Origin of the sequence: Bacillus sp. FSL R5-0593, from assembly GCF_038603755.1 — a bacterium.
Classification (GTDB): Bacteria; Bacillota; Bacilli; order Bacillales; family Bacillaceae; genus Bacillus; species Bacillus velezensis.
The window spans coordinates 2,087,171-2,109,074 of sequence record NZ_CP152011.1; the positions used below are offsets into that span (position 1 = coordinate 2,087,171).

General features: G+C 45.7%; 22 protein-coding genes. 17 read left to right on the forward strand and 5 right to left on the reverse strand.

Annotated elements, in window-relative coordinates; translation table 11 throughout:
* Positions 1-33: 33 nt before the first annotated feature.
* Positions 34-450, forward strand: a complete 417-nt coding sequence (locus NYE36_RS10480; protein WP_003153973.1) for a YbgC/FadM family acyl-CoA thioesterase — start codon at positions 34-36, stop codon at positions 448-450.
* A 15-nt stretch (positions 451-465) separates the two neighbouring features.
* Positions 466-765 (forward strand): hypothetical protein, encoded by a 300-nt coding sequence (locus NYE36_RS10485; protein WP_043021138.1) that lies wholly within the window; start codon positions 466-468, stop codon positions 763-765.
* A 33-nt stretch (positions 766-798) separates the two neighbouring features.
* Here NYE36_RS10485 and NYE36_RS10490 read toward each other — a convergent pair whose 3' ends face one another.
* Positions 799-1,086 (reverse strand): HesB/YadR/YfhF family protein, encoded by a 288-nt coding sequence (locus tag NYE36_RS10490; protein ID WP_007410318.1) that lies wholly within the window; start codon positions 1,084-1,086, stop codon positions 799-801.
* Between the two features lie 88 nt (positions 1,087-1,174).
* On the reverse strand, positions 1,175-1,756 hold the full coding sequence (gene plsY, locus NYE36_RS10495) for a glycerol-3-phosphate 1-O-acyltransferase PlsY (protein ID WP_007410317.1): 582 nt from the start codon (positions 1,754-1,756) through the stop codon (positions 1,175-1,177).
* A gap of 151 nt (positions 1,757-1,907) precedes the next feature.
* On the opposite strand from plsY, the gene NYE36_RS10500 reads away from it, so the two are divergent.
* From NYE36_RS10500 to parC, 3 genes are all read left to right on the forward strand, one after another.
* The gene (locus NYE36_RS10500; RefSeq protein ID WP_007410316.1) at positions 1,908-2,315 is read left to right on the forward strand and encodes a CoA-binding protein; all 408 of its coding nucleotides are present in this window, start codon (positions 1,908-1,910) and stop codon (positions 2,313-2,315) included.
* 423 nt (positions 2,316-2,738) lie between these two features.
* The gene (gene parE, locus NYE36_RS10505) at positions 2,739-4,706 is read left to right on the forward strand and encodes a DNA topoisomerase IV subunit B (RefSeq protein ID WP_007611767.1); all 1,968 of its coding nucleotides are present in this window, start codon (positions 2,739-2,741) and stop codon (positions 4,704-4,706) included.
* 2 nt (positions 4,707-4,708) lie between these two features.
* Positions 4,709-7,132 carry a DNA topoisomerase IV subunit A gene (gene parC / locus NYE36_RS10510; RefSeq protein ID WP_015417551.1) on the forward strand — a complete coding sequence of 808 codons (2,424 nt, stop codon included), beginning with the start codon at positions 4,709-4,711 and terminating at the stop codon, positions 7,130-7,132.
* Positions 7,133-7,183: 51 nt separating this feature from the next.
* On the opposite strand, the gene NYE36_RS10515 is transcribed toward parC, so the two are convergent.
* Positions 7,184-7,309, reverse strand: coding sequence for a hypothetical protein (locus NYE36_RS10515; protein ID WP_003153957.1), 126 nt, complete (start codon positions 7,307-7,309; stop codon positions 7,184-7,186).
* 24 nt (positions 7,310-7,333) lie between these two features.
* Positions 7,334-7,687 (reverse strand): hypothetical protein, encoded by a 354-nt coding sequence (locus tag NYE36_RS10520; RefSeq protein ID WP_003153956.1) that lies wholly within the window; start codon positions 7,685-7,687, stop codon positions 7,334-7,336.
* A 377-nt stretch (positions 7,688-8,064) separates the two neighbouring features.
* On the opposite strand from NYE36_RS10520, the gene NYE36_RS10525 reads away from it, so the two are divergent.
* The 12 genes from NYE36_RS10525 (at position 8,065) to NYE36_RS10580 (ending at position 20,141) form a co-directional block, all read left to right on the forward strand.
* Complete coding sequence (locus NYE36_RS10525) at positions 8,065-9,483, forward strand: alanine/glycine:cation symporter family protein (protein WP_015417552.1); 1,419 nt, start codon at positions 8,065-8,067, stop codon at positions 9,481-9,483.
* A 202-nt stretch (positions 9,484-9,685) separates the two neighbouring features.
* A complete protein-coding gene (locus NYE36_RS10530) occupies positions 9,686-10,642 on the forward strand; it encodes a sugar kinase (RefSeq protein WP_033574810.1) in 957 nt (318 codons plus the stop codon).
* Positions 10,643-10,671: 29 nt separating this feature from the next.
* Positions 10,672-11,691, forward strand: a complete 1,020-nt coding sequence (locus tag NYE36_RS10535) for a zinc-binding alcohol dehydrogenase family protein (RefSeq protein ID WP_015417554.1) — start codon at positions 10,672-10,674, stop codon at positions 11,689-11,691.
* A 13-nt stretch (positions 11,692-11,704) separates the two neighbouring features.
* Entirely contained in the window at positions 11,705-12,340 is a 636-nt protein-coding gene (locus NYE36_RS10540) for a bifunctional 2-keto-4-hydroxyglutarate aldolase/2-keto-3-deoxy-6-phosphogluconate aldolase (protein WP_012117658.1), read from the forward strand.
* A gap of 1 nt (position 12,341) precedes the next feature.
* Positions 12,342-13,418, forward strand: coding sequence for a mannonate dehydratase (uxuA, locus tag NYE36_RS10545; RefSeq protein ID WP_094032682.1), 1,077 nt, complete (start codon positions 12,342-12,344; stop codon positions 13,416-13,418).
* Positions 13,415-14,251 (forward strand): SDR family oxidoreductase, encoded by an 837-nt coding sequence (locus tag NYE36_RS10550; protein ID WP_094032681.1) that lies wholly within the window; start codon positions 13,415-13,417, stop codon positions 14,249-14,251. The genes uxuA and NYE36_RS10550 overlap by 4 nt, the downstream gene beginning before the upstream one ends.
* A gap of 83 nt (positions 14,252-14,334) precedes the next feature.
* On the forward strand, positions 14,335-15,336 hold the full coding sequence (locus NYE36_RS10555) for a substrate-binding domain-containing protein (RefSeq protein ID WP_094032680.1): 1,002 nt from the start codon (positions 14,335-14,337) through the stop codon (positions 15,334-15,336).
* A gap of 74 nt (positions 15,337-15,410) precedes the next feature.
* Positions 15,411-16,682: an MFS transporter gene (locus NYE36_RS10560; RefSeq protein WP_032871580.1), complete on the forward strand. Its 1,272-nt coding sequence runs from the start codon at positions 15,411-15,413 to the stop codon at positions 16,680-16,682.
* 90 nt (positions 16,683-16,772) lie between these two features.
* Positions 16,773-17,588 (forward strand): hypothetical protein, encoded by an 816-nt coding sequence (locus NYE36_RS10565; protein WP_007410155.1) that lies wholly within the window; start codon positions 16,773-16,775, stop codon positions 17,586-17,588.
* Positions 17,585-18,193 carry a DUF4166 domain-containing protein gene (locus tag NYE36_RS10570; RefSeq protein WP_047935759.1) on the forward strand — a complete coding sequence of 203 codons (609 nt, stop codon included), beginning with the start codon at positions 17,585-17,587 and terminating at the stop codon, positions 18,191-18,193. Before NYE36_RS10565 ends, NYE36_RS10570 begins: the two co-directional genes overlap by 4 nt.
* Positions 18,187-19,815, forward strand: a complete 1,629-nt coding sequence (locus NYE36_RS10575) for a YndJ family protein (RefSeq protein WP_047935761.1) — start codon at positions 18,187-18,189, stop codon at positions 19,813-19,815. Before NYE36_RS10570 ends, NYE36_RS10575 begins: the two co-directional genes overlap by 7 nt.
* Positions 19,816-19,931: 116 nt before the next feature.
* The gene (locus tag NYE36_RS10580; RefSeq protein ID WP_022537143.1) at positions 19,932-20,141 is read left to right on the forward strand and encodes a hypothetical protein; all 210 of its coding nucleotides are present in this window, start codon (positions 19,932-19,934) and stop codon (positions 20,139-20,141) included.
* Between the two features lie 514 nt (positions 20,142-20,655).
* On the opposite strand, the gene NYE36_RS10585 is transcribed toward NYE36_RS10580, so the two are convergent.
* Positions 20,656-21,792: a choline esterase gene (locus NYE36_RS10585; RefSeq protein ID WP_227050980.1), complete on the reverse strand. Its 1,137-nt coding sequence runs from the start codon at positions 21,790-21,792 to the stop codon at positions 20,656-20,658.
* Positions 21,793-21,904: the final 112 nt, after the last annotated feature.

Below are 21,904 nucleotides of genomic sequence, written 5' to 3' on the forward strand. Positions count from 1 at the left end.
GGGGCTAATCTGATAATAAGGGAGCAGAGAACGTTGCATGTGTCAAAAAAAGAAATAGAAGTGCGTTATGCGGAAACAGATCAAATGGGTATCGTCTATCATGCCAATTACTTAGTCTGGATGGAGGTCGGCAGAACGGCGCTGATTAAGGAACTCGGATTCCTTTACAAGGATATGGAAGATAGAGGAGTGCTGTCCCCTGTATTGGATATCAGCATTTCTTATAAAAAGCCGCTCCGCTACGGAGAAACGGCTGTCGTACATACTTGGATTGAAGAATATAACGGATTTAAAACCGTTTACGGCTACCACATCTATAATCCGGATCAAGAACTTGCCATCAAAGCGACATCCTCTCATATATGCGTTGATAAAGAGAGTTTCAAACCGATTCAGTTTCGCAAGGCTTTTCCTGATTGGCATGCCGCTTACGAAAAGGCAAAAAAATAAGGAGCGGCTGCAGTTATGGCATTTGGAATTACGCGCAGGGAACTGGAAAGATGGAAGCGGGATGTATCGGAAGGGAAAATCGCTTTTTTAACGCATTACTGGCTGGACGACCGCTTTCCGGAGGCTAAGACCGTGACGAAGGCCGGTTCAAGCGATCTCAATAAACTGATCAGATGGGGAGCGGAGTACGGGCTGAAGCCGGAGTGGATTCACCATAAAAATGAATTTCCCCACTTTGACCTGCTCGGTGATACGCAAAGAAGCATATTAGAAAAAGAACATCTGACTGATCATCTCAAAAGGTTCAGGCTGTAAAAAAAAGAACGCATCCGCTGCGTTCTTTTTTTCTTACACGTAATCAAATACCGGCTCTTCTGCCTGATCTGAATATGTGACTGACAAATCGTGATTATCAAAGTACCATAAGTCGCTTTCTTCAATAAAAAAGGTAATGCCTTCAACTTCCGTGCTGGTGCCGATGTTCATCGGCCGGTCTTTTAAAATGCCGAGAGAAAAGCCTTTCTGAACGTTGCTGCATCCCCCGTAACGGACAAAGAAACGGACATGGTCGCCTGTTTCCAGATCGAGCTCTTCTTTGTACCAATCCAGCGCGCCTTTCGTTACTTTCATGTTCATCCGGAACACTCCCTTTTTGTTTCTCATATAAAGAAATTATCTCTATTATAAACGCATATGGCATTTTGATGTCAAAATTGAAGTTTCATCAAAACCATTTGATCTTCGGTTCTGTTTTGTTTATAATCCGTTTGATGTTTGCCCTGTGTCTGTAGATAACAAACGCGGTCAAGAGCGTCACTACGACTAATAAATAAGGGTCTTTTACAAACAGACAGTAAATAATCGTATAAATCCCTGTTAACATTGAAGACAGAGAAACAAATTTCGTAAGGAATAAAAATACGAAAAATACTGCAACCATCGTAACGAATAACAGCGGAGCATAAAACAGCAGGACGCCCCCTGATGTGGCTACGGCTTTGCCTCCCTTAAACTTTGCGAACACGGGGAATACATGGCCGATTACTGCTGCCACCCCTGCGAGAAGAGGATGAATGGGGACGTGCAGTAAATATGGGAGCGCCGCGGCCAAGGTGCCTTTTAAAATATCGGCTGCGATGACAACAGATCCCGCTTTAACGCCAAGCGTGCGAAAAGCATTTGTAGCGCCCAAATTGCCGCTTCCGTGTTCTCTAATATCGATCCCTTTCGCAAGTTTGCCTACGATTAAACCTGACGGGATGCTGCCTATTACATAGGCCAAAATAATCAATAAAGCAATCAACATCTACATTTCTCCTTTTCAATGTCCCTTCACTCTATTTTAACACGAGTTGTTACCGTCTGATGACAAGTTTTTTGAGAATTAAGCTGACAAAGCGCTTTTTTTGATTCCGGTGAAGCGGTCATGTACAATATATCAAAAGGAGATGGTAAAGATGCAAAATCCTTCAAAATCAGAGATTAAAGAAATTCTGGACCGGAGCAAACGGATCGCAGTCGTCGGGCTGTCAGACCGTCCCGACCGGACTTCTTACATGGTTTCCAAAGCGATGCAGGATGAAGGGTATGAAATTATTCCCGTCAATCCAACGATTGATGAAGCGCTTGGCGTTAAAGCCGTCGCTTCATTAAAAGACGTGGAGGGACCGATTGATATCGTGAATGTGTTCAGACGCTCTGAGCAGCTTCCCGGCGTCGCTGAAGAATTTTTACAGACGGACGCTCCCGTTTTTTGGGCGCAGCAGGGCCTTGCAAATGAAGAAGCGTATCGCATGATTACAGACAAAGGACGGACGGCTGTTATGGATTTATGTATAAAAGTCGCCCGCGCTGTTATAAAATAGGAACAAAAAAGGCAAAAATCCTTGGCAAATCAGGGGTTTTTGCTTTTTTATTGAAAGAATACTCTTTGCGTATGATGATGAAACAGATACAATAAAGCATGAACAGCTTTTTTAGAAACCCCTTTATACAGGGGTTTACAGTCTGTTTGCGATGGCCGGCATAAAGCTATATAATAGAAAGCGAACTCATGTTCTTATTCGCTGAAAAGGGCACCAGAAAGATGAAAAGCCGTTCGAATGTATGTCTTGCGGCCTAAAAAACGAGCCATTCGCTTAAATATGTTGCGAAATCAAGCATATTGGTTATAATTGTGAGTCCGAGGAGAATTGGACCGAAGCTTGCGCATACTGAAAAACAAAGACATGAAAACATTTAAAAAAGAAAATGATTAAGAGCAGGTTTTTTGAAAGGGGTTTGTACGTTTGGCTAGAAAACAGCAATTTGATTACAACGAAGATGCCATACAGGTGCTTGAAGGCCTGGAAGCCGTCAGAAAACGACCGGGAATGTACATCGGTTCGACGGACGCACGCGGCCTGCACCATCTGGTATATGAGATCGTCGACAATTCCGTCGATGAAGTTCTTGCCGGCTACGGAGATCATATTATCGTAACGATACATAAGGACAACAGCATCTCTGTACAGGACAGAGGACGCGGAATGCCGACCGGGATGCATAAGCTAGGAAAGCCGACGCCGGAAGTTATTTTCACCGTGCTGCATGCCGGGGGGAAATTCGGACAGGGCGGCTATAAAACAAGCGGCGGTCTGCATGGTGTCGGCGCATCTGTCGTAAACGCATTATCGGAGTGGCTGACGGTTACTATTGAGCGTGACGGATATGTGTATAAACAGCGGTTTGAAAACGGCGGCAAGCCCGTGACTTCACTTGAAAAAATCGGAACGACCAAAAAAACGGGAACGCTTACCCATTTTAAACCTGATCCGTCAATGTTCAGCGCAACGGTTTATAATTTTGACACGCTGTCAGAACGTCTGCGCGAATCGGCTTTCTTGTTAAAAGGTTTGAAAATAGAATTAATTGATGAACGGAACGGCGTAAAGGAAGTATTTTATTATGAGAACGGAATTGAAGCATTTGTCGCTTATCTAAACGAGGAAAAAGACGCTTTATGCGAAGTGGTTTCCTTTGAAGGCGAGCATCATGACATTGAAGTCGATTTCGCGTTTCAGTTTAATGACGGGTATTCAGAAAATATGCTGTCATTCGTTAATAACGTCAGAACAAAGGACGGCGGCACCCACGAATCAGGAGCCAAAACGGCAATGACAAGAGCGTTTAACGAGTATGCGCGAAAGGTCGCCCTTTTAAAAGAGAAAGACAAGAACCTTGAAGGCGCCGATATCAGGGAAGGTTTGTCCGCAATTATTTCCGTGCGTATCCCGGAGGAACTGCTGCAATTTGAAGGCCAGACGAAAGGGAAGCTTGGCACAAGTGAGGCGAGATCCGCCGCGGATGCCGTCATTTCCGAGAATCTTGCTTATTTCCTGGAAGAAAACCGCGATACGGCAACCCTGCTTGTCAAAAAAGCGATTAAAGCAAGCCAGGCCCGTGAAGCGGCCCGTAAAGCGAGAGAAGAAGCGAGAAGCGGCAAAAAACGCAAAAAATCAGAAGCGACGCTGAGCGGAAAACTCACACCGGCCGGTTCCAGAAATCCGGCGAAGAATGAATTGTATCTTGTGGAGGGAGACTCTGCGGGAGGTTCTGCAAAACAGGGAAGAGACCGGAAGTTCCAAGCCGTGCTGCCCCTTCGCGGAAAGGTCATCAACACAGAGAAAGCAAAGCTTGCAGACATCTTCAAAAATGAAGAAATCAATACAATTATTCATGCGATCGGAGGCGGTGTCGGCGCAGATTTTGAGATAGACGACATCAATTATGACAAGATCATCATCATGACGGACGCGGATACCGACGGCGCGCACATTCAAGTCTTGCTGTTAACGTTTTTCTACCGCTATATGAAACCTTTAATCGAGCACGGAAAAGTCTTCATCGCCCTTCCGCCTCTTTACAAAGTGAGCAAAGGAAGCGGTAAGAAAGAGATTATTGAATATGCTTGGTCCGACGAAGAAATGGACGGCGTTTTAAAGAAAGTCGGCAAAGGGTATACCATCCAGCGCTATAAAGGGTTGGGAGAAATGAACGCAGACCAGCTCTGGGAAACGACGATGAATCCCGAATCGCGAACGCTCGTCAGAGTCAAGATCGACGATGCGGCACGGGTAGAGCGCCGTGTAACGACATTAATGGGAGACAAAGTAGAACCGAGAAGAAAATGGATTGAAAAAAATGTTGCCTTCGGATTAGATGAGGAAAGCAATATTTTAGAAAATGAAAACTTGTCGGTCGCTGAGGAGGTTTAATAGTGGCACAGCCAGAATTATTTCATGATTTACCGTTAGAAGAAGTAATCGGCGACCGTTTCGGACGCTACAGTAAATACATTATTCAAGACAGGGCGCTGCCCGACGCTCGTGACGGTTTAAAGCCGGTGCAGCGGAGAATTTTATACGCCATGCACGCGGACGGAAATACATTCGATAAAAATTTCCGTAAAGCGGCGAAAACGGTCGGAAACGTTATCGGTAATTATCATCCGCACGGTGACAGCTCTGTTTATGAAGCGATGGTGCGGATGAGCCAGGATTGGAAAGTGCGGAATGTGCTGATTGAGATGCACGGCAACAATGGAAGCATTGACGGTGATCCGCCGGCTGCCATGCGTTATACGGAAGCGAGATTGTCTTCTATCGCGTCAGAGCTTTTGCGTGACATCGATAAAAATACGGTTGAATTCGTTCCGAACTTTGATGACACTAGTAAAGAACCGGTTGTTTTGCCCGCCATGTTCCCTAACTTGCTTGTCAACGGATCAACCGGAATTTCAGCGGGCTATGCGACTGATATTCCCCCTCATCATCTGGGTGAGGTCATTGATGCCGTCATTAAACGGATTGAATCTCCGGATTGCACCGTCGATGACTTGATGCAGGTGATTAAAGGGCCTGACTTTCCGACAGGAGGCATTATTCAAGGAGTCGACGGCATTCGGAAGGCTTATGAAACCGGGAAAGGCAAAATTATTATCCGCGGCAAGGCTGAAGTGGAATCCGTAAGAGGCGGACGGGAGCAGATCGTCATTACAGAAATTCCGTTTGAAGTAAACAAAGCCAATCTCGTAAAGAAAATGGACGAATACCGCATAGACAAAAAAGTCGAAGGCATTTCTGAAGTCCGGGATGAAACTGACCGCACGGGGCTTCGGGTGGTCGTTGAGTTAAAGAAAGAAGCCGATGCAAAAGGCATCCTGAATTTCTTATATAAAAACACTGATCTGCAGACAACTTATAACTTTAATATGGTCGCCATACATAACCGCCGGCCGATGCTGATGAGTCTTACGGCCATCCTGGATGCGTATATTTCCCACCAGAAGGAAGTGGTGACAAACCGCTCCGTCTTTGAATTGCAAAAAGCAAAAGAGCGGCACCACATCGTTGAAGGACTGATGAAGGCACTGTCTGTGTTAGATGAGGTCATAGCCGTCATCCGGGCAAGCAGCGACAAGAAAGATGCGAAACAAAACTTAATGTCTAAATTCACATTTACGGAGCCGCAGGCCGAAGCGATCGTATCCTTGCAGCTGTATCGTCTGACAAACACGGATATTACGGCGCTAAAAGAGGAAGCGGAAGAGCTCAGCAAGAAAATTCAGGAGCTCGAAGCCATTTTAAGTCATGATAAAAAGCTGTTAAAAGTCATTACAAGCAGCCTGAAAAAATTGAAAAAGACCTATGCTGACAGCAGACGGTCTGTCATTGAAGAAAAGATTGAGGAAATTAAAATCAATCTTGAAGTGATGGTTGCCTCTGAGGACGTATATGTGACAGTCACAAAAGACGGCTATGTAAAACGAACAAGTCAGCGGTCATTTGCCGCTTCTAACGGCCAGGATTTCGGTATGAAGGATACTGACAGGCTGATTCACCAATTTGAAATGAATACAACGGATGTTCTCCTGCTCTTTACCAATAAGGGAAGCTATGTTTATTGTCCGGTTCACCAGCTTCCCGATATCAGGTGGAAAGACATGGGGCAGCACGTAACGAACATCATCACGATTGACCGTGATGAAACCATCGTGAAAGCTATACCGGTAAAAGAATTTGATCCATCTTCATATTTATTGTTTATGACGAAAAACGGCATGGTGAAGAGAACTGAAATGACGCATTACAAAGCGCAGCGTTACTCGAAAGCGCTTGTTGCCCTTAACCTTAAAGGGGACGACGAGCTGATTGATGTTCATGTCACAGACGGCGGCAGCCAGCTGTTTATCGCCACCCGCCTCGGGTACGGTTTATGGTTCGGTGAAGATGAAGTAAATGTAGTCGGTGCCCGTGCGGCCGGCGTAAAGGGCATAAATGTAAAAGACGGTGATACCGTCGTATCAGGACAAATTCTGCATGAGACAGATTCGCTTGTCCTTGTCACACAGCGGGGAGCAATCAAGCGGATGAACCTATCTGAATTCGAAAAAACATCCAGGGCGAAGCGCGGTGTCATCATGCTGCGTGAGCTTAAAAAGAACCCGCATCGCGCAGTCGGCGTATTCGCGTGCGCTTTAGCCGACATGATCGCTGCGGAAACAGAAAAAGGCGAGAGAATCGAAATCGCCGTGAAGTCCTTGCGGGCGAATGACCGATACAGCAACGGCTCCTTCTTTACCGATGAAGATGAGACAGGGCCGGTAACAGATGTATGGCGTATCCCCGCATCTGATGTTTAAGAGTAAAATGAAAATAAAAAACCTCCGCTCATTGAGCGGAGGTTTTACTATTTAGCTTTCATGGCTGCCGAATAAGTCAGTGATAGCGTGAATGACTTCGATTCCCTGCCATACAAATAAATTCAATGCAGTGAATGAAAACAACCCTAAAATCACCATTCGTAAGATAAACAACATGTTTAACAACCTCCTCATTTTATGTTACATAGATAGGCGATGTTGAACATGAAGCTCATCGAAATACGAGGACTGATAAAATTTAGCGATTAAAAAGCTTTTCTTTCGCTGTCTTCTCCGGGAAGCGGGGCGTCTCCTGTCTGATATCACGATCAGTGAGACAGAAGCGGCAAAAAGCGCCGTCAAGATATATGAGCCCGTCAGCGATTTTTTCTCATCATCAGCATTTTGGCCGGCCTTCATTTCGTGCATTTCCTGCTGGTCGGCTACCGCTTTAAAATGATGAGCAGTATCGAACGCATGGGGAATGGAGAGCAAATGAAAGCTTGCAATCGCTAAAAATAAAATAGAAGCTTTTAAAAACAAGATTTTTTTCAAATGTTCTCCCCCCCTTCATAAGTCTGAATATTTTTATTATAATACCCTAATTTAAATGTAAAGTAAACATATTTATTAAATTTAAAAAATTATTATCCTGGTTAAGTATATACCATTCCATCCATCTTTTCATCTCTTTTTTCTTAAAGACCTATTTGTTATGATATGCACGCATTCCTTATGACGTGACAACATTTTTCGGGCTGTAAGATAAAAAACGGGGCATGACAGCAAAAGACGTGATGAAGAAACCGAAACATTTTCTTAAAAAAACTTCTCAACCACTGTTGTTGTGATATAATAATACTCGTTGTGTTAAAAGATCTAACATATGCAGCAAAAATGACAGTAAAAGATATGTAAAAGGGAGGTTAAACATGGAGGCTTTCATCAGTGAAATCATAAATGTTCCAAATGATTTTATTTGGAAGTATCTTGTTTATATTTTAGTCGGGATCGGATTGTACTTTACGTTCCGTTTTCGCTTTATTCAATTCCAATACTTTATTGAAATGTTCAGAATCGTCGGGGAGAAGCCGCAAGGAAATAAAGGAGTGTCTTCAATGCAGGCATTCTTTATCTCGGCCGCTTCTCGTGTCGGAACCGGAAACTTGACCGGCGTCGCGCTGGCGATTGCAACAGGCGGTCCCGGCGCAGTATTTTGGATGTGGATCGTAGCGATTGTCGGTATGGCTTCCAGCTTTGTGGAAAGCACCTTGGCGCAGCTGTATAAAGTGCGTTCCGGTGACGAATTCCGCGGCGGTCCGGCATATTACATGGCTAAGGGACTGGGCGCCCGCTGGCTCGGTATTTTATTCGCCGTATTGATTACCGTTTCTTTCGGACTTATCTTTAACGCCGTGCAGTCAAATACGATTTCTGTGGCGTTTGACGAAGCATTCCATGTGAATAAAACAGTTATCGCAATCATTTTAGCTGTATTAACGGCTTTCATTATATTCGGCGGTCTGAAACGTGTTGTTTCCGTTTCGCAATTAATCGTTCCGGTTATGGCGGGACTGTATATTCTGCTTGCGCTGTATGTCGTGATTGTAAATATTACGGCGGTACCTGAGCTGTTTGCTGCGATTGTGAAAAATGCGTTCGGTCTTGAGCAGATCGTCGGCGGAAGCTTAGGAAGCATCATTATTATCGGTGCGCAGCGCGGCCTGTTTTCAAACGAAGCGGGTATGGGAAGCGCGCCGAATGCCGCAGCGGCTGCACATGTTTCGCATCCGGCTAAGCAGGGATTAATTCAGACGCTCGGCGTGTTTTTTGATACATTTATTGTTTGTACATCGACTGCCTTTATCATTTTATTGTACAGCTTTACGCCTAAAGGCGACGGCATCCAAGTGACACAAACCGCATTGCAGCACCACCTCGGCGGATGGGCGCCGACATTTATTGCGATTGCGATGTTTTTATTCGCATTCAGCTCTGTCGTCGGCAACTATTACTATGGTGAAACGAATATTGAATTTATTAAAACAAGCAAAACATGGCTTAATATTTACCGCGTATTCGTTGTAGTGATGGTGGTGTACGGATGTTTGGCTGACTTCCAGATCGTCTGGGACATGGCAAACTTGTTTATGGGACTCTTGGCTCTCATTAACTTAGTGGCAATCTTACTGCTGAGTAATGTAGCCTACAAGATCTATAAGGATTATGCCGCTCAGCGCAAAAAAGGTCTTGATCCCGTATTCAAAGCCGAGAACACCCCGGAGCTCAAGCATATTGAAACATGGGCGGAAGAAGAAGGTGCAAGCCCCGAACGTAAGACTGCTAACTGAGGAAACATGCATATAATTTTCAAAAAACTCCTTACATTTTGTTGTGAGGGGTTTTTTATTTGAAAAATCGGGTTATTTTTACTGAAAACAGATTCTTTTGAATTTATTGTATTTTTCTCTTGCGTGTGTAAGGGTTTTCATATAAAGTTTTACTAAACCGGTTTACCAAACCGATTTAGTCTTAAAAGAAAGGAGTATTGATGTGGCTTCTGATTATGGCATTTTTACGATCGGTGACGCGATGATCACTTTAAATCCCGCAAGCACAGGACCTTTGCGTTTTGTTACCCATTTTGAACGAAAAGCAGGAGGAGCTGAACTGAATTTTGCGATTGCATGCGCCAGATTGAATCTGCACTCAAAGTGGGTCAGCAGACTGGGGAAGGATGAGTTCGGCAGAGTGATCTATCAGTTTGCCAAAGGAGAAGGAATTGATGTGACTGACGTCTCCTATGTTGAAGGCTTTCCTACATCTTTAAATGTCAAAGAGATCAGAAATGACGGTTCAGGCAAGACGTTTTATTATCGTTTCAATTCACCAATTCTGACTCTTGCACCGGAAGATATAACAGAGAATATGTTTGCCGGCATTCACATCGTTCATCTTACCGGTGTGTTCCTCGCACTTGATAAAAAAAACCTTGAAATTGCTGAAAGGGTGCTTTCCATCGCCAATGCAAGGGGGATTCCCGTATCTTTTGATCCGAATATCAGGCTGAAGCTGTGGACGATTGAGGAGGCGCGTGCGGCATTTCATCAAATCTTTCCGCATACTGATATTCTTCTGGCGGGCCGGGACGAAATGAAACAGCTGACAGGTATAGGGGAAAATGAAGCATTAGCCCGGTTTGCAGAGACCTATTCAATCAGTCAGCTTGTCATAAAAGACGGTGAAGCAGGTTCTGCGCTGTATCATGATCATAAGTGGGTTCACAAAGAGGCTTTCCAGGTTGCGCCTGTTGACACGGTAGGAGCGGGTGACGGCTTTAATGCCGGCTACCTGTACAGTTATCTGCATGGTTTTGAACCGGAAAAACGTCTGGAGTTTGCCAATGCGGTCGGTGCGCTCGTCACCACAGTTTCCGGTGACAATGAAGGGCTTCCCTATCTAGAAGAGGTTCTGTCATTTGTAAACAAAGAGACTGTGATTGAACGGTAGCAAGCACAACTTAAAAAGCGGGTGAGAAAATGAAAGCGGTTCAAGTACGGAAAGCATTTGATCTGGTGGTGACGGAATGTGAGAAACCGTCTGTTGTCCACGCGGATGATGTTCTTGTCAAGGTGAAGCGGGTCGGAATTTGCGGATCAGATTTGCATATTTATCATGGGACAAATCCGTTAGCGTCTTTGCCGAGAGTAATCGGACATGAAGTCACAGGGGAAGTCGCAAAGACCGGTTCTCATGTCCGGCGTTTCAAGCCGGGTGACCGCGTAGTGGTTGAACCGATATCTTATTGCGGAACATGCTATGCCTGCCGGAAAGGACGTCCGAACGTCTGCAAAGCGCTTTCGGTGTTCGGCGTTCATGAAGATGGCGGGATGCGGGAATATATCGTGGTTCCGGAAAAGCAGCTGCATGCCGTTTCCCCCGATCTGCCCTGGGAGGAAGCGGTCATGGCAGAACCATATACGATCGGCGCCCAGGCCGTTTGGAGAGGCCGTGTCGAGAAGGAAGATACCGTTTTGATTCAGGGAGCGGGACCGATCGGAATCTGCATATTAAAAATGGCAAAGTTCAAAGGCGCTTCCGTCATGATAACCGACTTGAATGATGAACGCTTGGCATTCGCTGAAAAAAACGGTGCGGACGTTACCGTCAACGCGCAAAAAGAAGATCTCGTTTTGCGGGTGAACGAATGGACAAAAAATGAAGGCGCCAATGTCGTCATTGATGCCGTCTGTCTCCCCTCAACGTTTGAAACGTCCATTGACGCGGTGTCTCCGGCCGGTCATGTGGTTGTGCTTGGTTTTGATGAGAGGACTGCCGGCATTTCTCAGCTTCCGATCACAAAAAAGGAAGTCACGATAACCGGTTCAAGATTGCAGACGAATCAGTTTCCGTACATTACAGACTTACTGAATAAAGGCCTGTTAACGCACGGCGGTCTTATTACACATACATTTTCAGCAGATGACGTCCATCAAGCATTTCAGTTGATCGAACAGCACCCGGGCAAGGCGGGAAAAGCAATCATTACGTTTGATTAAAGGAGGAGCGAGAATGCTGCCTAAGTACGCCATTTACGAAAAACTTCTGCATGCACAAGTGGTGGCTGTCATAAGGGGACAAAACAGCCAAGAGGCGCTTGAAGTTTCAAAAGCGGCCATTTCAGGAGGTATCAGCGCCATTGAGCTTACATACACAACTCCTGAAGTCGAAGATGTCTTTAAGGAACTCCGGCATCAAGATATTCTTCTTGGAGCCGGTTCTGTAATGGATACAGAAACGGCGAGACACGCCATTTTATCAGGCGCCTCATTTATCGTCAGCTCTCATTTTGTAAAAGAGATAGCGTCTCTATGCAACCAGTACAGCGTACCGTATCTTCCGGGATGCATGAGCGTGTCTGATATGGCTTTGGCGCTCGAAGCCGGATGTGATGTGGTAAAGCTGTTCCCCGCTAATTCGTTTGACCCTTCATTTATCAAGTCGGTCAACGGCCCTCTGCCGAATGTCCGCATTATGCCGACCGGGGGTATCTCATTAAACAGCATGAATGACTGGCTCTCTGCCGGAGCGGTCGCGGTCGGTGTGGGAAGCGACTTGACAAAAGCATATCAAAAGGGCGGCTATGAAGCTGCCGTATCCCTAAGCAAAGAATACGTCTGCCGAAAAAACGAATATACGGGGGTGTAACATGAATATCACGTTTCGCTGGTACGGCCAAGGTAATGATACGGTGACTCTTGAACATGTCAGACAAATTCCCGGGGTCAAAGGCATCGTCTGGGCTCTTCACCAGAAGCCCGCGGGCGAAGTATGGGAAAAGGAGGACATTGAAGCGGAAGTCAGATACATTCAATCCTATGGGTTTCATGCAGAGGTCGTGGAAAGCGTGAATGTTCATGAAGCCATTAAACTCGGTCATGAAGAACGCGGACAATATATTGAGCACTATAAACAGACCATTCGCAATCTGTCCGAATTCGGCGTGAAAGTCATCTGTTACAATTTCATGCCGATATTTGACTGGACGCGTACCGATATGTTCCGCGCGCTGGAAGATGGGTCAACCGCTTTGTTTTTTGAAAAAGCGAAAGTGGAAAGTCTCCCTCCGGAGGAACTGATCCGCACAGTTGAAGAATCTTCCGATTTGACGCTTCCCGGGTGGGAGCCGGAGAAAATGGCCCGGATCAAGGAACTGTTTGAGGCCTATCAAACGGTTGATGAAAAACAGCTTTGGGCCAATCTAGAATTCTTTTTACATGAAGTCCTTCCTGTAGCGGAGGAACACGGCATTCAAATGGCCATTCATCCGGATGATCCGCCCTGGTCAATTTTTGGCCTGCCCCGTATTATCACCGGTGAGAAAAGTTATGAAAAGCTGCGAGAGATTTCAGATTCACCCGCCAACTGTATTACGTTGTGCACGGGTTCGATGGGAGCGGATCCCGCCAATGATATGGTGAAGATCGCCAAACACTATGCGGGAGCTGCGCCGTTTGCCCATATACGAAATGTGAAAATCTGCGATAACGGTGATTTTACGGAAACTTCGCATCTTACCAGTGATGGGTCCATTGATATTACCGGTGTGGTAAAAGAATTGCACGGCCAAGGCTACAAAGGATATGTACGGCCTGATCACGGCCGTCATATCTGGGGCGAACAATGCCGGCCGGGCTATGGTTTATATGATCGTGCCTTAGGAATTATGTACTTGAGCGGACTGTGGGATGCATTCTCGTCTCATGAGAAAGAGGTGAAGGGATGAGACCGATTCATGAACGTTTATCAGGAAGAACCGCTGTCATAACAGGCGGGAGCGGTGTTCTCTGTTCAGCAATGGCAAAGGAGCTTTCACGGCAGGGGATGAAAATTGCGATCGTCAGCCGGAATGCTGATAAAGCAGAGCGTGCGGCGAACGAGATTGCTGATGCTGGAGGAACCGCGGTTTCTGTACCGGCTGATGTTTCAGCCCGTGATTCGCTCGAAAAGGCAAAAGACGAGATTATCAGCCGGTTCGGTTCTGTCAATCTTTTAATTAACGGAGCCGGGGGAAACCACCCTGATGCGATCACTGCCAGCGAGACGTATGAAGAGGATGAGCAGGGCACATCATTTTTTGATATGGACGAAACGGGGTTTTCCAGCGTATTTTCAACCAACTTTACCGGTGCATTTCTGGCATCGCAAGTGTTTGGAAAAGACCTTTTGAAGGCGGAATGTCCCGCGATTATTAATATTTCTTCTATGAGTGCGTATACACCGATGACAAAGGTGCCCGCCTACAGCGCGGCCAAGGCGGCGATTCAGAATTTTACGATGTGGATGGCTGTTCATTTCGCAAAAAAAGGGCTGCGGGTGAATGCCATCGCTCCGGGTTTCTTTTTGACAGCGCAAAACCGTGAGTTGTTATTACAGGAAGATGAAAGTCTGACAGACCGATCCAATAAGATTATGGCACATACACCGATGAAACGTTTCGGGAAACCGGAAGACCTTCTGGGAACGCTCCTGTGGCTTTCGGATGATTCATGCTCAGGCTTTGTCACCGGGGTCACCGTTCCCGTCGACGGAGGTTTTATGGCTTATTCCGGAGTATGACAGAATCCATGTCCCTGTCAGATTGTAAACCATTTACTTCTGACTTATACTAGTGAAAAATGAAGGCAGACGGGGATGAGTCTATGAAAACCATTACAATTTCTGATGTGGCGAAATATGCAAACGTATCTAAAAGCACCGTATCTCAATTTTTAAATCAGCGCTATGACTATATGAGCGAGAAAACGAAACAAAAAATAGAAGCGGCCATTCAAGAGCTGAACTATCAGCCGAATTTCGTCGCCCGCAGCTTAAAACAGAAATCAACATTTACAGTAGGTGTGGTGGTGGCTAATATTCTTCACACTTTTTCCACTCAGGTCATCAGGGCGGTGGAAGACTATTTTCATGAACAAGGATTTCATATTATTGTCTGCAATGCGGATGATGAACCGGAAAAAGAAAAGAAATATATTGAAATGCTGCGGGCTAAGCAGGTGGACGGAATTATTATTTTTCCGACGGGCGAAAATCTCTCTTTATATGAAAAGATGAAACGCGATACGTTTCCGGTCGTGTTTATGGACAGAACCATTGAAGAACTCGGGATTCCGACAGTGATGCTTGATAACCATCATGCAGCCGGTCTTGCCGTTGACCGGTTTATCGAAAGCGGCATTAAGAGAATTGCGATTATTACGACGTCCATTATTCGGGAAATCAGTCCGAGGGTAGAAAGGATTGAAGGGTATAAAAAGGCGCTTGACCGCCACGGAATGATGGTGCGGGACGAATATATCAAAACAGCCGATGCGGCTGATATTTCCAATGTTTTGTCAGAGCTGTTCTCACTTGAGGAGCCTCCGAAAGCGATATTGGCGGCAAACGATATCGTTCTTGTTGAGGTGCTGAAGTATATGAAGGAGCATGATATGACAATTCCGGATAAGGCAGCCGTCATCGGAATTGATGAAGTTCCTTTTGCGGGTTTTTTTACTCCTCCGATTACGACGATCGTCCAGCCTGCGGCAAAAATGGCGCGAAAAGCGGGAAGCCTTCTTCTTCGCCAGATACAAGAAAAAGATGGCGGTGAAAAACGGATTCACCGCTATAAACCGGCGCTGCTCGCAAGGCAATCCGGATAACCGGTTTCATTGCATAAACCGGTTTACTCCGGCAATTTAAATATCTGAATATTATGAAATGAGAGGGGGATTTTATGTTCTCAAAAGATAGATTCCCTATTATTCTTCTTTTATTTTCAGCCGGGGTGATTAACTATTTAGACCGCTCAGCGCTGTCTATTGCAGCGCCGTTCATACAGCAGGATCTCACATTGTCTGCAACCCAAATGGGGCTGATTTTCAGCAGTTTTTCTGTCGGATACGCTGTGTTTAACTTTCTCGGCGGTGTTGCATCTGACCGGTACGGGGCTAAATTGACATTGTGTACGGCGATGATCGTTTGGTCCCTTTTCAGCGGAGCGGTTGCGCTTGCTTTCGGATTTGTAAGTCTTTTGATTATCCGTGTTTTATTCGGTATGGGAGAGGGGCCGCTGTCGGCTGCCATAAGCAAAATGGTCAACAATTGGTTTCCTCCGTCTCAGCGCGCTACGGTCATCGGCCTGACAAACAGCGGCACGCCGCTCGGCGGGGCGATTTCCGGCCCGATTGTCGGGATGATTGCTGTGGCGTTCAGCTGGAAAGTTTCCTTTGTCCTGATCATGATCATCGGTTTAGTCTGGGCGGTCATCTGGTTTAAATTTGTCAAAGAACGGCCGGCGCCGACGGAAGACGCCCCGGCAATGAAAGCGGAGATTCAACCGCATGAGCAGCATATCCCGATGACCTTTTATTTGAAACAAAAAACGGTTCTCTTCACGGCTTTTGCCTTTTTCGCTTACAATTACATCTTATTTTTCTTCTTAACATGGTTTCCGAGCTATCTGGTGAAAGAACGCGGTTTAAGTGTTGAATTTATGAGCGTGGTGACTGTTATTCCCTGGATTCTTGGATTTATCGGTTTGGCGGCAGGCGGAATGATTTCTGATTATGTATTCAAAAAAACTGCCGGAAAAGGGGTTTTGTTCTCACGGAAAGTCATTCTTGTCACTTGTTTGTTCGCTTCCGCTGTACTGATCGGATTTGCCGGACTTGTTACCACTACCGTAAGTGCCGTTATTCTCGTTGCTTTATCAGTCTTCTTTTTATATATAACGGGCTCTATCTATTGGGCGGTGATTCATGATGTGGTTGATCAAAGGAATGTCGGATCAGTCGGCGGCTTTATGCATTTTCTTGCAAACACGGCCGGTATTATCGGGCCTGCTTTAACCGGCTTTATCGCGGACAAAAGCGGATCATTCTCCGGGGCGTTTTTGCTTGCAGGCGGATTAGCCGTTTTGGCCTCGGCTGCGGTAATCCGTTTCGTGCGCCCGATTATCATTCAAACCGCTTCTGAAGATAAAAAAGACACGATACCTTATTCATAAGTCATCAAAGCCACTGAGGCTGTCCTGCCGCTTGATCTGTTCCTATGATAATATAGGAATTGTTTACAAAAGAAGGGAAGAGGAGGGGGCATGAAACAGAAGCCGATATATGTCGAAATCAATATTGCATCTGATATAGAAACGCTTTGGGAATATACGCAAAACCCGCATCTTCATAAGGAATGGGATCTGCGGTTTTCTGACATTACATATCTTCATAGGCTGCCAGATGAACCGCAGAGATTTCTATATGAAACCCGAATCGGTTTTGGGCTGAAGGTATCCGGCACGGGCGAATCAATAGGTGACATAAGGTCTCGCTCGTCAGAAAGAGTGTCTTCGCTCGCTTTTGCCTCTGATCATCCGCTGTCACTTATAAAAGAAGGCAGGGGCTACTGGAAGTATATAGAGCGGGATAACGGACAAACCGCATTTTTGACTCAATATCAATATGAAACGGCCCGCGGTCTGCCGGGAAGTTGGATAGACCGGTTTTTATTTCGTCCTCTGCTAAGCTGGGCTACCGCATGGAGCTTTGATGCGTTGCGGCTTTGGATAGAACAAAACAGACATCCGAAGATATCAGTCCGTTTCGGGTTTGTCTATGTCTTTATGTGTCTCGTATTCAGTCTGTATTGGTTTTTTCAAGGCTTTCATGATGGCTGTGCCGATGCAGAGATCGTGAGGGGAGCGCTGGAGACAGGGTTAGGGGTATTATGGCTGCTTCCCATGCGGAGAAAGTGGCTGATTCACACCGGGCAGTCAGTCTTCTTTTGTGTAACGGCACTGCTATATTCGGGCGGCGGATTCGTGATCTCATTAGGAGTGCTTACGATAGCCGCAATGATTCTTAAGCTCAAGCTGCCGAGCGCCTGGCATACAAAACGAAAGAGAGAAGTGAAATGACGGATTCAATGTATGAAAAAGCGATTACTCATTATCAATCACTGCACCCGATGCTGCAGAAACGGTACAGATTTGACGGATCACGCACGTTTTGCGGAGAAGGCGTTATGTCAGAAATAAAGGGAGGTTCTTTTCTTGTCAGAATGCTTTTAAAGACAGGTGTTTTTTTCAGATGTTTTTTCTCAGAGAGGGGAAACGATATCCCTTTCACTATCGAAAACAAAAACAGGCAAAATGGCGTGGAATGGAATCGTACCTTTTTCTTTAAAAGCAAAACGCGTTTTTTTGATGCGGTCATGGAATATGATGAGCGGGAAAACAGAATTCTTGATTACTTCGGCAAACCTCACATCCTACTGTCTGAACTGCATTTAGAAGCGTCTTCAGACGGAGGGCTTGTTATTACATCCGGAAGGCAGTGGCTCCTGATAGGCGGAAAGAAAATCCCGCTTCCGGCATGGCTGTGCGGCAGTTCAACCGTTTATGAGGCTTATGATGAGGAAATGGATTGCTTCAGCATAAAGGTTCATGTGAAAAACCGGATACTCGGCACGCTTTTCTCTTACCGGGGGACTTTCCGTGAAACAGAGGGGGAAACATGCTGAAGCGTTATCTCATGGTAAGCGTGATTTGCTTTTTGGGATTTGCGGCGGCTGAAGCTCCGCATATATCAGCTGCTGAGACGTTTGTTTTATTTTCCGTACTTTTTTTCGTTCCCGCTGTATTCGATTTTGCTTTTCGGCCGTCAAAGACCTTAGAGAATGTGTTATTACGGAGTTATCCTGTTGCCGCTTTATGTGCGGTGCTTGCGCTTGTCACAGACTTCAGTTTTTTTGCCTTTGTGTGGCTCATTTATACGCTTGGGCTGGCACTGTATGCTGTCCGGCGGCTGATGAAAACAAATATTCACAGAACAGAAGAGATGTCTGTTATGGCGGGTTTCATTTATTTGGCCGGGGGCGGATTCTGGTTCTTCGCATATGTCCTTGAGATTCCCGTCATGAATTTCGGCCCGCTTATCGTTCTGCTGACGGCGGTGCACTTTCACTATTCCGCTTTCCTCATTCCGATCTTTAACGGATTGCTCGGCAGGATCATACGGGAGAAACGGGTTCTTTACAGATGGAGCACGGTCATTATTTTGATTTCGCCGATCCTTATTGCCTTGGGGATTACATTTTCAAAGACACTTGATGTGATTGCTGTCGCTCTGTATCTGGCGGGTCTGTATGTAAATGCATATCTCGTCTTTACGGCGCCGTTTGTTACGAAAACAGGCAGGATCTTGATCAGGAGTTCTTCGGCTGTGTTAATGATCACAATTGCTTTTTCTTTGATATATTCGTACGGTGTCTACCGCGAGGAGGCAACGCTCACGATCAGCCAGATGATTTGGATTCACGGGGCCGTCAATGCATTCGGCGTTATCCTTCCGGCTTTGGCGGGGTGGAGGTTGGAAAATCCGAGACCGTTTGATGAGGGCAGTGAAAGAACGTTCAGCCGTATTTACGGGAAGAGAACGATAGGCAAAGACTTTTTGACTGATATTCATGCAGCAAATGACATCCATTATACCGGCCTTCTGGATCAGCTGAGAGAACTGCATTCTGAAGACTTTTCAACTGAAAAACTGGCGCCGGCCGTTATTTCCTTTTATGAAGAGACAATTGATTATGACATCATGGCAAAAGTGACGTGGAGCAGATGGTTTCGTCCGTTCGCGCGCGTGTACGAGCCGTTCAGCAGAAGAGCGGGGCAGATTCACCTGTCCATGAATCCGGATTGGTATATCATGCACAGTGATATTATAGGAGTTGACTCTGATAAAGACGGCAGAAAAAATGTCCGTGCGTGGATCAGAACAAATGAAAAGCAGGAAACCGTTTTTACTGCGCTGTATTCAGCGTACAGGGCAAAAGGGGAAGGATACATGAATATCTCTCTTCCGCTGCCGTACGGCCAAATGACGGGCATTTTAAAGCCTTATGTGCGTAAGCAGAATCTTGTTTTGACAAGCAGACGGCGAAAAAGCGGAGCGGGTGATGAAGGGATTTATCTGCAGACGAAATGGGGGACGTGTCATCTTCCGCTGGCAGAGACATTTCTTATTTCAGCCCAGAGCGAAACAAGCCTGAAGGCCGTTCATCATATGTGGCTGTTCGGACTGAAATTTTTAACTGTGCATTATCGGATCACTCATGCTTCCGCAGGTAACCGAAGCAAATAACTAGCTGCAGCGCTGCCTGTTCATCAGGCGGTTATGTTGTCAGTGAATGGGGATGGCACGCGGCATTTTGGATCGGGAGCGGCCTCGGTCTTTGCCTGTCTTTCATGATTCGCGAAATGAAAACGACCGCTATGATTCCGCACGCACTGGCTCCGCTGGTGATGGAAACGTTTTTTAATAGGTTTTCACTCGGCATTATCTTTCCTGTGCTGCTTGGAATGTCGATTGAGTCTGTTCCGGCGGGCATGAGAGCAACATCGATGGGGCATATCAGGCGCTTTATGCACTCGGTATTTTCGGAGGACCTTGGTTGCGGGATTTTTTAATGATTGGCTGGGCTCAGAGCCGGATTTTATTTCGCGGCAGTGCTCTGGCTGGCGGCTGTCATACTTGCTCATATGTGGGGAGCCGATGCAAAAACTCGTCGGAAAAAAGCAGGGAAGATGCGGCAAAGTACCAGACATGGTTTTTTTATTTCTGTCCCTAAAAATGATCTCATTCCGGATAAAGGCCAAAGCTGAATCAAACCTAACGCTGCAAACATTTTTATACGTGTAACGAAATGACTGCAATAACACAATGTACGGTTAGTTCATTATAAATTTCTCTTCCGTCTCAATAACTAAAGTATACTTAATTTATGAGACGGATAATTCATTTCTTTGTTCAACTTCCTAGAATATATATTATGTAAACTAGAGATTGTGAAGAGAATATAAAAGTGGATCTATATTCTAAGAGCATCCCCTTTTTATAAGGTAATATTAAAAAACCTCTACGTCCTTAATAAATTAAATTGGTCATAAAGGTTTTTCAGTTTGAGTATTTTAATCGGTTATGTCACTTGTTGCTGGTCTTCTTGATCAAGTCCACGCCATCATATGCCAGACTTTCCACACTTGCAGCCTTCTGCAGTATGTAATGATCAAAAAAGTTCTTCGTATAGTCTGTAACAAGATTTCGCATCTCCATGGCATCCCGTTCGCCTCTAAGTTCCTCATTCACACTGGTAAACACGATGTCGCAGTAATCTAAATGCGCAGCACGATCAACAGAGAAATAATAGGTATCCATGCTATTGTTAGCGCCAATGATCGCATTCATGTTATAGTTCGGTTCAGAAAACAGCAGCAAAAAGGGTTTCTTAAGGTCGCTGCCCTGAAGGCCGAACGCACCGCTATCCAAGCCAATCCCGCAGATGAACCGTTCGTCGTCCCGGCAAACAATCGCCGTCGTAGGCCCTCCATAAGAATGTCCGACTATGCCCATGCCGATGTCAAGCAACAATCTGCCCTTAAAGATGGAATTCAGCTCTCCAGAGTCCAATTTGACAAGATAATCGGCTACATACCTTACATCTTCTGCCTGTAATTCACTATACTCTGTTAACTTGTCAAGTATCGGAAGTGTAAGCACGTTTTGGCACATCTCAATGGCAGTTTCATCGTCGGGCCGCATCTCCATCTTACCTGCCAAAGCCAGCATCTCCGGATCTTCAGAAAACGCTATAATGATATCCGAAAAATCCTTTGATACATTAAACAGGCGCCCATCTTTACGCTTATACATCGTGCTATTCTGATGGCCGATGCTTACCACAACATATCCCATACTTGCCAAGTCTGTACAGATCACTGTACCCCATTCTGGAGAACCGCCCCCGCCGCAAACATAAAATAACACCGGATAGCGTTTTTCCTTCCCGGAGAGAGCAAGGCCGTCGTAACATTGGGTCTTGATATCTATAGAGTAAGCATCCTTCAACGCAGTGAGAAGCGGCTGCTCATCAAGCATTTCGCAGACTTCAGGAAACATGTACGCTGATGTAGTCTTCCCTTCGCTGCTGTCGGACGGATAGTACACAAACGCCGTCAGTTCTCTTTTTGTATGATCTGATGCCGTGTACTCAAAATCCATCTGGGTTCGGCCGACAGTATAGCCGCCAATTGGCTCTGGAAATGCGTCATACTTTTTCATTCTCTTGTTCCCCCTTACGTAATAAAAGTGGCGGATGTGAAATACACACATTGCGCTATAAACGCTTTTCAAAACTGTGAAACGATTACATCATATGTTCAGTGAATCATAG

What these genes read in the sequence shown, in the direction of transcription:
- NYE36_RS10565 (WP_007410155.1), top strand. Translation starts at nt 16,773, where the DNA reads ATGAAACAGAAGCCGATATATGTCGAAATCAATATTGCATCTGATATA.
- NYE36_RS10555 (WP_094032680.1), top strand. Translation starts at nt 14,335, where the DNA reads ATGAAAACCATTACAATTTCTGATGTGGCGAAATATGCAAACGTATCT.
- NYE36_RS10525 (WP_015417552.1), top strand. Translation starts at nt 8,065, where the DNA reads ATGGAGGCTTTCATCAGTGAAATCATAAATGTTCCAAATGATTTTATT.
- NYE36_RS10560 (WP_032871580.1), top strand. Translation starts at nt 15,411, where the DNA reads ATGTTCTCAAAAGATAGATTCCCTATTATTCTTCTTTTATTTTCAGCC.
- NYE36_RS10550 (WP_094032681.1), top strand. Translation starts at nt 13,415, where the DNA reads ATGAGACCGATTCATGAACGTTTATCAGGAAGAACCGCTGTCATAACA.
- NYE36_RS10500 (WP_007410316.1), top strand. Translation starts at nt 1,908, where the DNA reads ATGCAAAATCCTTCAAAATCAGAGATTAAAGAAATTCTGGACCGGAGC.
- plsY (WP_007410317.1), bottom strand. Translation starts at nt 1,756, where the DNA reads ATGTTGATTGCTTTATTGATTATTTTGGCCTATGTAATAGGCAGCATC.
- NYE36_RS10490 (WP_007410318.1), bottom strand. Translation starts at nt 1,086, where the DNA reads ATGAACATGAAAGTAACGAAAGGCGCGCTGGATTGGTACAAAGAAGAG.
- NYE36_RS10570 (WP_047935759.1), top strand. Translation starts at nt 17,585, where the DNA reads ATGACGGATTCAATGTATGAAAAAGCGATTACTCATTATCAATCACTG.
- NYE36_RS10585 (WP_227050980.1), bottom strand. Translation starts at nt 21,792, where the DNA reads ATGAAAAAGTATGACGCATTTCCAGAGCCAATTGGCGGCTATACTGTC.
- NYE36_RS10575 (WP_047935761.1), top strand. Translation starts at nt 18,187, where the DNA reads ATGCTGAAGCGTTATCTCATGGTAAGCGTGATTTGCTTTTTGGGATTT.
- NYE36_RS10540 (WP_012117658.1), top strand. Translation starts at nt 11,705, where the DNA reads ATGCTGCCTAAGTACGCCATTTACGAAAAACTTCTGCATGCACAAGTG.
- NYE36_RS10515 (WP_003153957.1), bottom strand. Translation starts at nt 7,309, where the DNA reads ATGTTGTTTATCTTACGAATGGTGATTTTAGGGTTGTTTTCATTCACT.
- NYE36_RS10535 (WP_015417554.1), top strand. Translation starts at nt 10,672, where the DNA reads ATGAAAGCGGTTCAAGTACGGAAAGCATTTGATCTGGTGGTGACGGAA.
- uxuA (WP_094032682.1), top strand. Translation starts at nt 12,342, where the DNA reads ATGAATATCACGTTTCGCTGGTACGGCCAAGGTAATGATACGGTGACT.
- NYE36_RS10580 (WP_022537143.1), top strand. Translation starts at nt 19,932, where the DNA reads ATGAAAACGACCGCTATGATTCCGCACGCACTGGCTCCGCTGGTGATG.
- NYE36_RS10485 (WP_043021138.1), top strand. Translation starts at nt 466, where the DNA reads ATGGCATTTGGAATTACGCGCAGGGAACTGGAAAGATGGAAGCGGGAT.